The 13114-nt window shown below is 65.1% G+C and carries 8 protein-coding genes and 1 pseudogene; 4 read left to right on the forward strand and 5 right to left on the reverse strand.

Going from position 1 to position 13114, the window contains the following annotated elements; translation table 11 throughout:
• Positions 1–141 precede the first annotated feature (141 nt).
• Together ABEJ63_RS11810 and ABEJ63_RS11815 are read left to right on the forward strand one after the other, a co-directional pair.
• The gene (locus ABEJ63_RS11810) at positions 142–675 is read left to right on the forward strand and encodes a DUF192 domain-containing protein (protein WP_375796571.1); all 534 of its coding nucleotides are present in this window, start codon (positions 142–144) and stop codon (positions 673–675) included.
• Between the two features lie 183 nt (positions 676–858).
• A complete protein-coding gene (locus ABEJ63_RS11815) occupies positions 859–2799 on the forward strand; it encodes an ABC transporter ATP-binding protein (RefSeq protein ID WP_375796572.1) in 1941 nt (646 codons plus the stop codon).
• Positions 2800–2993: 194 nt separating this feature from the next.
• On the opposite strand, the gene ABEJ63_RS11820 is transcribed toward ABEJ63_RS11815, so the two are convergent.
• A complete protein-coding gene (locus ABEJ63_RS11820; RefSeq protein WP_375796573.1) occupies positions 2994–3410 on the reverse strand; it encodes a type IV pilin in 417 nt (138 codons plus the stop codon).
• Here ABEJ63_RS11820 and ABEJ63_RS11825 point away from each other — a divergent pair.
• Positions 3340–3612: a hypothetical protein gene (locus ABEJ63_RS11825; protein WP_375796579.1), complete on the forward strand. Its 273-nt coding sequence runs from the start codon at positions 3340–3342 to the stop codon at positions 3610–3612. The two genes, ABEJ63_RS11820 and ABEJ63_RS11825, sit on opposite strands and share 71 nt — an antisense overlap.
• A 257-nt stretch (positions 3613–3869) precedes the next feature.
• Here the strand turns inward: ABEJ63_RS11825 and ABEJ63_RS11830 are convergent, their stop codons facing one another.
• Positions 3870–5903, reverse strand: a complete 2034-nt coding sequence (locus ABEJ63_RS11830; protein ID WP_375796574.1) for an FG-GAP repeat domain-containing protein — start codon at positions 5901–5903, stop codon at positions 3870–3872.
• Positions 5904–6931: 1028 nt separating this feature from the next.
• Here ABEJ63_RS11830 and ABEJ63_RS11835 point away from each other — a divergent pair.
• Complete coding sequence (locus ABEJ63_RS11835; RefSeq protein WP_375796575.1) at positions 6932–8140, forward strand: glycosyltransferase; 1209 nt, start codon at positions 6932–6934, stop codon at positions 8138–8140.
• Positions 8141–8438: 298 nt separating this feature from the next.
• On the opposite strand, the gene ABEJ63_RS11840 is transcribed toward ABEJ63_RS11835, so the two are convergent.
• From ABEJ63_RS11840 to ABEJ63_RS11850, 3 genes and pseudogenes are all read right to left on the reverse strand, one after another.
• Entirely contained in the window at positions 8439–11540 is a 3102-nt protein-coding gene (locus ABEJ63_RS11840) for a PKD domain-containing protein (RefSeq protein ID WP_375796576.1), read from the reverse strand.
• A gap of 254 nt (positions 11541–11794) precedes the next feature.
• On the reverse strand, positions 11795–12115 hold the full coding sequence (locus ABEJ63_RS11845) for a hypothetical protein (protein ID WP_375796577.1): 321 nt from the start codon (positions 12113–12115) through the stop codon (positions 11795–11797).
• A 22-nt stretch (positions 12116–12137) separates the two neighbouring features.
• A pseudogene (locus ABEJ63_RS11850) lies at positions 12138–13069 on the reverse strand (RNA-guided endonuclease InsQ/TnpB family protein); the annotation flags it as partial.
• Positions 13070–13114: the final 45 nt, after the last annotated feature.

The following is a 13114-nucleotide window of genomic DNA, read 5'->3' on the forward strand; positions in this document are numbered from 1 at the left end:
ACGGAAGGCGCCGGACAATCCACGCTGGACACGGGCGAGCGTTGCGTCGCGGCGCCGAGGAGGACCGACGCCGCCGCCGACGGGCGACTGATGGGCGGGTCGGGACGGAACGCTTAGTCGTCCGGGCCGCGTGCTGCGGGTATGGACCGCCGTCTGGTAGCCGGGGTCGTGGTCGTCGCCGCGCTCGTACTGGCAGGGCTGGCGGCTGGCCTGCTGGATCCACTGGTGGCGACGGACGGCTACCAGCCGACCGACGGCGAGGCCACCGCGACGCCACTCTCCTACGAGCACACGACCGTCACCGTCGTCGACGCGGAGACCGGCGAGCAACTCGGCCAGGTCCGGGCAGCCATCGCAGACACCTGGCGTAAAAAGTATACCGGCCTCTCGAAGACGGCGTCACTACCCGAGGACCGCGGCATGCTGTTCCCCTACGAGTCGGAGGGCAGCCATACCTACGTCATGCGGGGGATGTCGTTCGGCATCGACATCATCTACGTGGGTGCCGACGGCACCATCACCCGCATCCACCATGCACCCGAACCGCCCGAGGGCGCCGACGGCGACACCTACGAGTACCCCGGCACTGGCAAGTACGTGCTCGAGGTGAACTACAACTGGACCGTCCGGCACAACGTCACCGAGGGTGACCAGGTCCAAATCGGCGACACCTGACACGGCCGGCGACCACCCACCTGTCGAAACACGGCGACCGCCGCCCCATCCTGCCACGGGTATCTGTACTGTGAGCGGCTGTGTCGCGGCCTGTCTGGGCCGTGGTAGCACGCCTCTATCAGGCGAATTACTGAAGTGGCCTTCGGCGAATGCTTTTGCGCGCACCACGCGTACCTGATTTCAATGGGAGCAACCGCAATCGAAGACGACGACGACCCGTTCGAGGAGCAACGGGAGCAGGCGGAGAATCCGATGCGGCGGCTCTTCGCCGAGTACGGCTCCGAGAACACCTTCGCGTTCGTCGTCGGTGTCGCGTCGAGCATCATCGCTCGCGTGCTCGATCTGTTACCGCCGGTGCTATTGGGGGTGGCTGTCGACGCCATCTTCGAGCGACAGGGCCAGGACGACCAGCCGTACACGCTCGCGTTCGTCCCGGATGGGTGGATTCCGGCGACCGAACAGGGCCAACTCTACTTCACCGTTGCCATCGTCGCGCTCGCCTTCTTCGGCGGCGCCGCGTTCCACTATTCGCGCAACTGGGGGTGGAACTCCTTCGCCCAGCACATCCAGCACGACATCCGCACGGACACCTACGACAAGATGCAGCGGCTCAACATGGACTTCTTCGCCGACAAACAGACCGGCGAGATGATGTCCATCCTCTCGAACGACGTCAACCGGCTAGAGCGGTTCCTCAACGACGGGATGAACTCCGCGTTCCGGCTCGGCGTGATGGTGCTCGGCATCGCGACCATCCTCGTGTACATCAACGTCCAGCTGGCAACGATCACGCTGGTCATCGTGCCGATTCTGGCGGCGTTCACCTACAAGTTCATCCAGACTATCCAGCCCAAGTACGCCGATGTTCGGTCCTCGGTGGGCCGGGTCAACTCCCGGCTGGAGAACAACCTCGGTGGCATCCAGGTCATCAAGACCTCCAACACGGAAGATTACGAGTCCGACCGGGTCGACGACGTCTCGCAGGACTACTTCGACGCCAACTGGGACGCTATCGGCACCCGCATCAAGTTCTTCCCCGGCCTGCGGATGCTGTCGGGTGTCGGCTTTGTGTTGACGTTTCTCGTCGGCGGGCTGATGGTGCTGGGGCCGGGCATCGGCCCGTTCACCAGTGCTGTCTCCCCCGGGGAGTTCGTCACGTTCATCCTGCTGTCCCAGCGGTTCATCTGGCCGATGGCCCAGTTCGGCCAGATCATCAACATGTATCAACGGGCCTACGCCTCCTCGGCGCGGATCTTCGGCCTGATGGACGAACCCTCCCGGATCGCCGAGGACCCCGACGCCGACGAGCTGGTCGTCGAAGAGGGCGAGGTGGTCTACGAGGACGTCACCTTCGGCTACGACGACACCGAGACCATCATCGAGGATGTGAGCTTCGAGGTAGACGGCGGCGAGACGCTGGCGCTCGTCGGCCCGACCGGTGCCGGCAAGTCGACGGTGCTGAAGCTGCTGCTCCGGATGTACGACGTCGACGAGGGCTCTATCGCCATCGACGGCCAGGACCTGCGGAACGTCACCATCCCGAGCCTGCGCCGCCAGGTCGGTTACGTCAGCCAGGATACGTTCCTCTTTTACGGCACCGTCGAGGAGAACCTCACCTACGGCACCTTCGGTGCCGACCGTGAGGAGGTCATCGAGGCCGCCAAGGCTGCAGAGGCCCACGAGTTCATCACGGAACTCCCGGACGGCTACGACACGGAGGTGGGAGAACGGGGCGTGAAGCTGTCGGGCGGCCAGCGCCAGCGCATCTCTATCGCCCGCGCGATTCTCAAGGACCCCGAGATTCTCATCCTCGACGAGGCGACCAGCGATGTCGACACCGAGACGGAGATGCTGATTCAGCGGTCGCTCGACCGGCTGACCGCCGACCGGACGACGTTCGCTATCGCCCACCGGCTCTCGACCATCAAGGACGCCGACGAGATCGTCGTGCTCGAGGACGGCCATATCGTCGAGCAGGGGAACCACGAGGAGCTGCTCGCCGAGGATGGCCTGTACGCACACCTGTGGGGCGTGCAAGCCGGCGAAATCGACGAACTACCCGAAGAGTTCATCGAGCGGGCCCAGCAGCGTGACGCCCGCCGCGTCGAGACTGACGACGACTGACTGACACAGTGATGGGCCGACGAACTGGGAGACGGGCGAATCGGATCTCGGACCCCGGCTCAGACAGACGACGTAATCGACGCACACGCGGGCGGAGCAGGCTATCGACGAGCCGTCCCGCCAGCCCTGCAGTCCCAGCAAGGCAGCTACCCACCGCTGAACGGAGGGCGTCCGTGCCGGAACCGCTACACCAGTCACGAAGAGGGGGCCTCTGCGACGGCCAGTGTCTCCGACGTGGCGCCACTCTGGGCGACCCAGACGACACGAACCGTCGTGCCGGCGCTGATGCCGGAGACAGTTCTCGTCTCCCCGAGACTAATCGGATCGCTCGCGGAACCCGTCCACGTCGCCTCCGAGCCGTCGTTGTAGATGATGCGCAGATTGCCGCCGATTGCATCGCCCGATTCGTGGGTGACGGTGACCGTATAGGGCCCACTGCCGGAGAACGCGAGGTCGAAACTCGTGGTCGGGGGCTCCGGCCCGTCGTCGGTTAGTGTTCCGACGACGAACGTCCCGCCGATTCCCGCAAGCAGCATTGTGATGCCTAGCAGCAGGACCGTCCCGACGACCGGCGAGACGGCCCGCTCGGTAGCCCACACAGAGCCCGACACGGGCGGGGATGGAGACGCGGGCGCAGACGTGCTGGGAGGTGTGGTCGACGCCGGTGGGGACGCGGATGCTGATGGGGGCGTGCTGAGCGCGGACGTGGGTGGAGAGGTGTCGGATGTGGACTGGGGTGTTGGGGAGTGTGTCTCGGATGCAGTCGCAGCCGTGGGTGCTGTCGCTGAGTGGGATGACATGGGGGGTGGGTAGGGGCGTACAATCCGGGAACGTAACCCGTGCCGTGCGGTGGTGCTGGTACGCCCACAGTAACGGCAAAATCGGTGTTAAAAGTTCAGGGCAACCGACACGACACGCACCGCGGCAGCCGACCACATGCGCGTGTCGGCAGCCACCGATGCGGGGAGAGAGTGGCTGCGTTTGTATCCGCTCTGTCCCCGAAAGACTGGCACCGAGAGACTACATCTCCTCGCCCGCCGACTGGCCCCGAGTAGACACCGGGCGGCCAATCATGCCGTCCCGGCATCCTTATCGGCACTGACCGACCCGCCGCGAATATCTTTGACAGTTCCGCCGATAGCGACGTTGTCCACGTATCGCAACTCGCCACTTGTGTGCACGAAGACAATCTCGGGGGTCCCGTCGTCGTCCCAGTCGACGGCGGCGATGGGCGACTGGGCGGCCACACCCGAGGTGAGCTTCGTCGTCAATCCCGAGTCCGTTATCAGGACAATTTCGTTACTCCCGCTGACGGCCGGGATCCGAGCTGTCCCATCGCCATCGAAGTCGGCCGGTTCGCCGATTCCGTTGCCGTTGTTGCGCCCAAGACTACTGTACGTCTTGGTGACTGACCCGTCGCCGTCCAGATAATACACTCCGCTGCTGCTGGTGCTGAACACGAGTTCCGCCGCATTGTCTCCGTCCACGTCGCCGAGCCCACCGATTGCCTCCGCTTTGTCGTCGAGGACTTGCGTGGTCGACACCGACCCGCCGCTGATCGACGCCCGATAGATGTGGTTGTTGTCCGAGCTGTTGACGTAGAACACCGACCGGTCGCTCCCCTGCCATTTCCCGACGGCCAGACTCGTCTTGCTGGTCGCGACGCCGCTGTCGACCAGCACTCGGGTGTTGTCGTTCGTATCGACGAGCTTCAGCTCGCTGTTCGACGTGACGTATGGGATGTCGCCGTCGCTGTCGCCGTCAAGCTTCGGTCGGATTGGCCCGAGTGCGACGGCATTGGACGGCTGGTGTGTCGTGATTCCCTGGGTTGTCGCCGTGTGAATTGTATCCGACTGCGTGAAGACGACGCGACTCCCGTAGGCCGGCCCCGGCCCGCCCAGGTCACCCACCAGCAACGAGATGTTCGTCCGTTCGGGCGGCGACGACCCGTCGGCAAACGAGACGGTGACGTTCACCGTCGCCCCGGCGTCCTCGGGGGCGTGATACACTAACGGCACCCGGCCATCACTGGCTGTGATGTTGCCGGCAGGGAAGGTTACGGTCCCGACATCCGGTGACAATGACACGGATACTGGCTCGCCAGCGACGGGATTGTCGAACCGGTCGCGCACCTCGACGGCCAGCTTCCGACGGCTCCCTGCCGGCACGTGTCTGTTATCACCGCGTGTTGAGACGATGTAGCTGGCCACCGGCATGTCGGGCGTTGCCTCCCCAAGCGATACCTGACCGAGCGCCACCTGGTAGGTGACGCCTGCCTCCAGCTCGAGTGTCAGCTCGTTGGGGCCCGATGCTGTGCTCGTGTACGACTGGTCGACGATGTGGCCGCCGTTGTGGGCGTACTCCGACTGGAGGAGCTGCGCCCACGTGCTGTTCGCGAGCTGGGTCGGCACCGTCAGCGTGATTGGCTGCGTGGCGTTCCGAACGGGCACCACCTCGACGGGCGCGCTCCGCGGGACAATCGGTAGCCGCTCGACGCGACCGGTCGCCGTGTAGCTGCCGGCCAAGGTAACCAGTGAGATACGTTGGCCGGTGATGAGTTGCTGGCCCGTCAGCGCGACGACGGCACCGCTGGCCGGCCGCCGGTTGTATACGACCGCGTGCTCGTAGCCGGTCATCGGCGCCGTCGCGTATCGGGTGTATTCCGGATGATATTCGATGAAGCCCGTATTGAACGTACGGGTACTTCCGTTCCAGACATCGGCCGTATCTGCCCCGGCTACCGCCGAGGCGTTCGCGCCCGTGATGGTGACGGCTACCCCTGGATCAGAGACGCCGACGGTCGTGAGTCGACCCTGTGGTGGCTGGGGCGCCGAGAACAACGCGGGACTGTCGTACCGCGGACCCAGGTGGAGCACCGCCGACCGACGAGTGTCGGCGGTCGCGGCCGCGGGCACCTGTTCGGCGAGTGTCACCAGTTCCGACTGGATGCGCTCGTTGTGTTCGAACTCGGACTCCTCGATTGCCGACGGGACGACCGTCGCCTGGTACCAGCCGATGAGGACGGTCACGAGGCTAACGATGACCAGAAAGCCGACCACCTCCGAGACGCCGCGATTGCCATCAGGCTGGCTGGCAGGTGACATCGGGGGTAGTCACACCAGGGCGAGACCGGACGCTGGCGACCGACAGACGGGGGGGGCTGTGGAGCGCAGTCGACCGGGGCCGGGGTCGGACCCGTTCGAGTCGACGAGACGGTGGTGCTCAACCATCTACCCCGCCGGACGAAAGCATCGGGTGAAAAACTGGGGGGCTCGGCGAGGCGTGGCCCGCACCGCCGAGGCCGAGCCACATCGCGACGACCACCCGAGGTGATTCACCGGGGAGTCTCGCGGGGCTCAGGCGCGACGGACACGGGAGCAGGGAGCCGTGCAAATCGCTCGGTGAGACTTTCGACAGAGTAGACTGCGGGCAGCGCCGTAGCATCGAAGGCTAATTGCGGAAGGACTCGACCAAGTCGGGCAGGCCACGCCCACGGGACACCTGCCCAGCGAAGTCGCCGCGGGCGAATTCGGCCACCCCCGACTGCAGTTTTGCGACGCTGCAGTGTGAGCCGAGCGCTTGATGGAGTAGTGGGCGCCAATTCTGCCCTCCAAGACGGTGGCGGGTATGCCGGGGGGTGTGCACAGTCGGCTCAGCCGTCGCAATCGGTGGGGCGGCCAGTGTTGTGGAGACACAGTGCGCCGGTGAACCAGAGACGGAGCGAGTGGCGGTCGCTGTGAACGAGTCCGGAACGTAGGGCGGGAGATGCCGGTCCGGCGCCCGCCACAGCAGCCCGAACAGAAGGGAGACAGATTCGAACTTGCGGCTGCAATCCCGCTGCCGTGACGTATGTCTTCCCACGTCCCGTCCACTCCCGTGTGTGACTCTCGGCTCCTACCGGCTGGGGACCGTCTCGGGTCAGAGCCTGAGGCACTCGTCGTTGGCCGTCTGTAGACGGGCGGCTGCGCGTGTCCGTGGAGCAAACGCTGTCGGCCCGTCGACAGAACAGAAAGTCCCGCTCAATCAGTCCGGTCAGACACAGCTGAACCGAACCGAGTCCTCGGTGTGACCGACTGCCGCCCAGAGGTAGCAGTCGACTTATACACCTATACGCCGAACCCCGGAGCATCAGATGACCACCCACGCAGACACGTTTCGCGACCGGAGTGTGGCAATCGCACACGGAAACTATGTCGGTCGTGGTGGTGGTGAGCGTGTCACGGAGGAACTCGCCCGGACCTTCGACGCACCAATCTACTACGGGTTCGGAGATGAGCAGTACGAACCCGACGATATCGAGTGTCACTCGCTGTTCAACGATGTCTTCGGCGGGCGCCTGCTCAAGCGCGTGTACCAGCTTCGGGATGCCTACTATATGTACGGGTGGCGGTCGGTACCCGACCTCTATTCGTACGATGTCATCATCCAGAGTGGCAACGAACCGGGCTGGTACAAACCACGCGAAGATCAGACGGTGATCAAGTACACCCACTCGACGCCACGGAACGCGTACGACAAGTATCCGGCCCGCGCCCCCCAGGCGGGGCTGCTCTACGAGGCGTACACCTTCGCAACCGAACAGCTCTATCAGCCGGTGTTGTCGTACCCAGACCTCTATGTCGCGAACAGCGACGTCGTCCGGCGGCGTATGCGGAAGTACTGGGGTATCCCGACAGACGATATCCAGATTGTGTATCCCCCGGTCGAGACGGAGACACTCGGAGCCGACCATGCCGCTGCTACGCCGGTAGACGAGCCGTACTATCTGGTGCTCGACCGGCTCGAACCGACGAAGAATATCGACGAGATCATCGACGCGTTCCAGGCACACCCCGACAAACGGCTCGTGATTGCCGGCACGGGAAGCGAAGAAGACGACCTCCACTCGCAGGCACGCACGCTCTCGAATGTGACCTTCCGCGGCTTCGTCGCCGAAGCCGACAAGCGGGCACTGCTGGCCGGCGCAGAGGCGCTCGTCTACGCAGCCGAAGACGAGGACTTCGGCATCGTCCCAATCGAAGCGCTTGCGAGTGGTACTCCCGTCGTTGGGCCACGGGAGGGCTTCACCCAGTACCAGATTGCCGACGGCGTGACGGGCATGCTCTACGACCGCGACGACGGCGGTGTCGAGTCGGCCCTGACTCGGTTTGCAGACGACGGCGTCAGTTCGACTGCCAGCGAGCGCGAGAGCGTTGCAGCCCAGTACAGCGTCGATCGGTTTCGAGCGGAGATGCGGGCAGCGGTCGAGACGGCACTCGAGCGCACCACACTCCAGCCGAATGTCGCAACCCCGCCGGAGACAGACACCACTGGGAAGCCGTCCCACCAGCAGCGACAGTAGCTGTCGATGATACCCGCTACGGCCCGAGGGGCATGGACACTCAAGAGGTAGAGAGATGGAGTGATATCAATCGCCGTCGTCTGTGGTCAGGGGTGCAGATGGGGGGGTCGAGGAGCCGCCAGACTGCGCTACCCAGTCGGGCCTTTCGTCGTCTGTAGCGATGTCCGACCCGGTATCGTATTCGTTCCGCGTCTGGCGAGTGGCGGCGAACAGGCCAGCAGCGGCTGTGTCCGGGCGATGGCGGCGACGGGCGAGGCAGCAAGGCCGCCCGTAACACCTGTGTGGCAGTCGTGCGGGCCTACTCGCGCCAGTTGGCGACACTCGAGTCCGCCAGGCCGGCGAGGTACTGGTCGAAGTAGCCCTGCCGGTATCCCCAGACGCCGACCAGCGGCACCACGAGCAGGCCCGCAGCCAGTGGCCACAGCGGCACGCCACCGCCACCCGCCCCCGTAGCGGTCGTCTCGGGGGCGGCCGTCGCTGACTCTGTCGGCGTTGGCTCGACAGACGTGGCTGTGGTTGTCGCTGTGTCGGTCGTAGTCGCGGTTGGCGTGCTGGTGGCTGTCGTATGTGCCTGCGGTGGGACTGCGACGGCAAAATACGAGAAGCCGGGCGTCTCAGCCGCGAACCGCACCGTCTCCGGCCCTCGCGTCACGACCGACGTCGCCAGCCGCTCCCACGTCCCGTCGCTGTGCCGGAGGAGTGTCACCCGCTCGGGCGCGAGCCCGCCGAGCGTGTCTCGGTCCAGCGAGAAGATGATGCGTGCCGGCGCCGTCGTCTCGTTGGAGAACGTGATCTCGAGCGGCCAGATGACCGTCCCGCGATACGCCGGGACGCCTGATGGGAGCGTGGCCAGCCGCTCAACCCGAAGCGTGCCCGTCGGCGGTTCTTCTCGGAACTGGATTGCTCTGACCGTCCCGTTCTGGAAGCGGACCGTCTCGATGACGCTCGCATTGGTGGTCGTGGGTGTTGTGGTCGTATTCTTGAGGATGCGGACGACCTCCACGACACGAACCGGCTCGTCGTCGGTCGGGGTGGTGACCGGCATCACGGTGGGTGTCTCGGGGGTATCCGTGACAGTAATCGTCCGCGTGGCGGTGTCGCGATTCCCCGCGGCGTCGGCCGCCACGAGCCGCACCGTGTAGGTGCCGGGCTCCTCGTAGACGTGGACGACTGCCTCGCCGCTATCCTGGGTGTCGTCGCCGAACCACCAGGTGTAGCTGGCGAGGGCAATGTTGTCGCTGGACGCGGCGGCGTCCAAGACCACCTTCGTCCCCTCTTCGACAGTCACGTCGGGGCCGGTGTCGGCCGACGGCGGTACCGTATCCAGCAGCAGTGGGTCTGTCCGGCGTGTGTCGGCGTTGCCGAAGCTGTTGGTCGCCTGCACGCCGAACGTGAACGACCCCGCCTGGGCGGCATCGTCACCGTCGACGACGACGGTCGTCTGGTAGCTGTCGCCGCCGGCGTGTGCAAGCGTGACCGTCCCTGCGCCGAGCGCCGAGAGATCGCTGGTCACCTGCGTCACCTGGGCGCCCTCAACGGTCGCGGTGATGCGCACACGCGTCCCGTCGGTGACGATACCGTTCCGGTCCCCGAGGTCGACGACAGTGGCGTCGACCACGCGCGGGTCGGGCGTGTCGATAATAATCGACTGCGACTGGCCGGTCGCACCGTCGTTCCCAGCGGCGTCCATGGCCGTCTGGAGCGTCGCCGTATAGATGCCATCCGCGCTGACCGTCACCCGCGCCTGGTATCGGTAGCCGGTCGCGGTCGTCGCCTCGGCGAAGTCGCTGGCCGTGAGCGTCTGACTCGTAGGCCCGTCGACGGCGACCGTGATGTCCTGCAGCTGCTCGGAGGCGCTGAACGCAACGACGAGATTGCGGGCCGTCGGGTTCTCGACAGTGTAGTCGCTGATCGTCGGCGGGACGGCCACCGAGACGGTGCCCGACGGCGTGGAACTCGCCGTGTCGCCGTCGCTGTCGGCCGCCGTGGCCAGCGTCGCGGTGTAGTCGCCGTCCGTCGCGACCGTGTACGTCGCCGTGTACTGGTAGCCGTCCGCGTGGGCCGTCTCCGTGAAGTCCGCCGCGGTGAGCGTCGCGACGAGTGTCCCGTCGCGGGTGATGGGCACCTCGATGGTGGCCAGCTGCTGGGTCGCGTTGAACGTGACCCGGACATCCGCCCCGCTGGGGTTGGTGACGGTGTAATCCGTGATGGCCGGCGCCGGCGGCGGCGCCGCGCCGACGACACCTACCTTCTTGGCCGCTGCAAGCGTCGACCCATCGGCCCCGGTTAGGGTGTCTGTACTGTCGCCGAGCGTCGTGTACGCCACCTTGCCGTCCTTCGAGACATACACGAGTTCGAGCTGCTCGTCGCCGGTCACGTCCACACCCGCAATGGGCGCTTTCACCGCCGACCCCGATTTCAGCACCGTCTTCCCACCGTCAGCGGCGACGAGCGCGGGGTTGTTGCTGCCGTCGACGATGGGCACCCGCGGGACGCCGTCGCCGTCGAAGTCGGCCGGCGCACCCACGCCGATGCCGTTGTTCGATCCGATGGACGAGTAGCCCGTCGAGTGGAGACTGCCGTCGTAGAACTTGATGGTGCTGGAGCCGCCGAGAAACACCACGTCGGTGTCGCCGTCGTCATCGAAGTCAGTCACGCCGAGGGCGGCCTTCGCGCCCGTCGCGGCCACCTGTGTCGGCTCTTCGCCGTACTCCACCTTGTAGAGGTAGTTGTTGTCGGCTGTGTTCACGTAGAAGACCGCGAGCGTCCCGTCACCGTCGAAATCACCGACGGCGAACATCGTCTTTGAGGTGGGCGCGTTCGTCGCCGCCAGCGCCTCCGTCTCGCCCTGTTCGTCCACGAGGTGGAGCTGGCCGCTGCCGTCCACGTAGATGGCCTCCAGCGTGCCGTCACCGTCGACATCGTGCAGCGGGCCAGCCACGGCCGTCGACACGCCCAGCGGCGTGGTCTTGCCGGCGTCGTCGTACGTGGTCAGCGTGCTCGTGTCTGCCGTCGCGAACGCCATGATTGGCGGGTCCGTCGCCGCGGTGGTCGCCGCCGTCGCGGCTGTGTGTACGGGCGCAGACGCGACCGTCGCCCCCAGCATATGGCGGTGGGACGCTGTCAGCGGTCGCCGCGGCGGCGCGGCCGCGTCCGTAATCGAGCCGCCGGCTGGCGACGGACTTGCGGTCGTCATGGCTGCTGGTGACGTGCCTGGGAGCGACGCACCTGGCGGCGCAGGGCTGGTCGCGACGGCTGGGGCGTTGGCTATTGATGCGGCTGCGGGTGGTGACTCCGGGCTGTGCGCGGCGACCGGCGCCACAATCGGCGCCGCGCACACGAGCCCGACGAGCAGGAGCCGCCACTGTGCGGCCCGCAGGGCGGCCACGCTGGGGGGCATACTGTAGGCCGACTCACACATCGGATAAAAGACGTGGGGGCTCAACCCACCGTATGGCGGGAGTGCTCGCGCGCCGGGCAGACGGTCGCGGTGGCCCACTCACCCCCGCGGCGATGACACGGGGGTAGTGGAGCGTGCGGGCGGTACGCCGCGGGTCGGAACCTCTCTCATGAACGAGACTGGAGTGCGCTCGCTCTGGCGTACGGCAGTAGCGAGCCGGAAGCCCCCCGTTAGCCGTGGGAGAAAATCAATTGCTATCCGATGCCCGGCGCGACGAATGTCTCGGTAACCGGCTCCTCAAGCCCACGTATCGCCCAGTTAAGTCGTATCGTCCCCTCGTCGACCGTCAGTTGGTCGAGCCGGCCGAGTGGCCCCTCCGGATCGAACGGGAACGTTAGCCGATTCGCGTCACCGGCAGTCGCTCGCTCGTACTCGACGAGCGTCTCTCCGGCGGCCTCGGCACCGTCTCTGAACCACGGAATGACGACCGTCGGCCGTATCTCGCGGTCATCCGGAATCGACGGTGGGAGCTCGTCGGCATCCTCTAGTTCCGGGAGGAGATTCGTTACGGCCACTGACTGTGAACCCACCCCGGGGTCAAGCCCCGGGGCTTCCTGCTTCAACGACGCGCTTTGCACTCACTGCCTCTCGCTGAGGCGTGAGCGTAGGGAGCGCAGTCTGCACAGGCGTTGATTCGGAGCGTCCCGCCCCTAACTGCTTCAAACCACGATAAAGAATATTCTTTGCCGCATTCAAATCACGGTCTTCTGAGTGGCCACACGCCGGGCACGAATGCTCACGCACCCAGAGTGGCTTGGCTGTTTCCACACCACACATAGCACACTCTTTCGTCGTTCCTTCAGGTTCTACTTCTACAACGTGCGTGCCGTGCAGGTCTGCTTTGTAGTCCAACAGTTCAAGAAGCCGCGACCACGCGGCGTCTTGCTTGTTTTTCGCGGTTTCCAGCATCGGCTTCATGTCTAAGTCTTCAACAGCTACAACATCGTACTCTCGGACGAGCCACGTCGTGAGCTTGTGCTGGTAGTCTCGCACCTTCCGCTTGATTTTTCGTTTCGCTTTGGCGACCTTCCGACGTTGGTTCTCCCAGTTGGCAGACCCGTGTTCTTTCCGGTCAAGCTTTCGCTGTTCGCGTGCGTAGCGGTCGTACTCATCCGACAGGTCGAGTGTGTCCACAGACAGATTCTCCGAGGTGTGGATATAGCTGGTGATACCGAGGTCAATACCAACACAGTCTTTGGGTTCAGCCTCACTAAGTGGCGGTTTCTCGGGTGTGTCTTCCACAGTGGTGACGAGTGAGACGTACCATTCACCAGTCGTCTCTTTTTGAGGATAACCTCATCAATATCCTCTGCTGGTGGTACGTCGCGTTCTGCTCGGATGTTGAACCAGCCAATCTTTTCGAGTCGGAGTCGTACGAATCGGTCGTCGCCCGTGTTGTGATCCACGTTGAAGCGACTAGACTGATTGTACGACACTGACCGAAACTCACCTGCCCCTTGCCACCTAATTCAGCGAGGGAGTCCCGCCGTTCACGGCGGGCGGGAATCGCGTGC

This window comes from Halosegnis sp. (assembly GCF_042216475.1).
Taxonomy (GTDB): domain Archaea; phylum Halobacteriota; class Halobacteria; order Halobacteriales; family Haloarculaceae; genus Halosegnis.

What these genes read in the sequence shown, in the direction of transcription:
- ABEJ63_RS11835 (WP_375796575.1), top strand. Translation starts at nt 6,932, where the DNA reads ATGACCACCCACGCAGACACGTTTCGCGACCGGAGTGTGGCAATCGCA.
- ABEJ63_RS11815 (WP_375796572.1), top strand. Translation starts at nt 859, where the DNA reads ATGGGAGCAACCGCAATCGAAGACGACGACGACCCGTTCGAGGAGCAA.
- ABEJ63_RS11825 (WP_375796579.1), top strand. Translation starts at nt 3,340, where the DNA reads ATGCCTAGCAGCAGGACCGTCCCGACGACCGGCGAGACGGCCCGCTCG.
- ABEJ63_RS11840 (WP_375796576.1), bottom strand. Translation starts at nt 11,540, where the DNA reads ATGCCCCCCAGCGTGGCCGCCCTGCGGGCCGCACAGTGGCGGCTCCTG.
- ABEJ63_RS11810 (WP_375796571.1), top strand. Translation starts at nt 142, where the DNA reads ATGGACCGCCGTCTGGTAGCCGGGGTCGTGGTCGTCGCCGCGCTCGTA.
- ABEJ63_RS11830 (WP_375796574.1), bottom strand. Translation starts at nt 5,903, where the DNA reads ATGTCACCTGCCAGCCAGCCTGATGGCAATCGCGGCGTCTCGGAGGTG.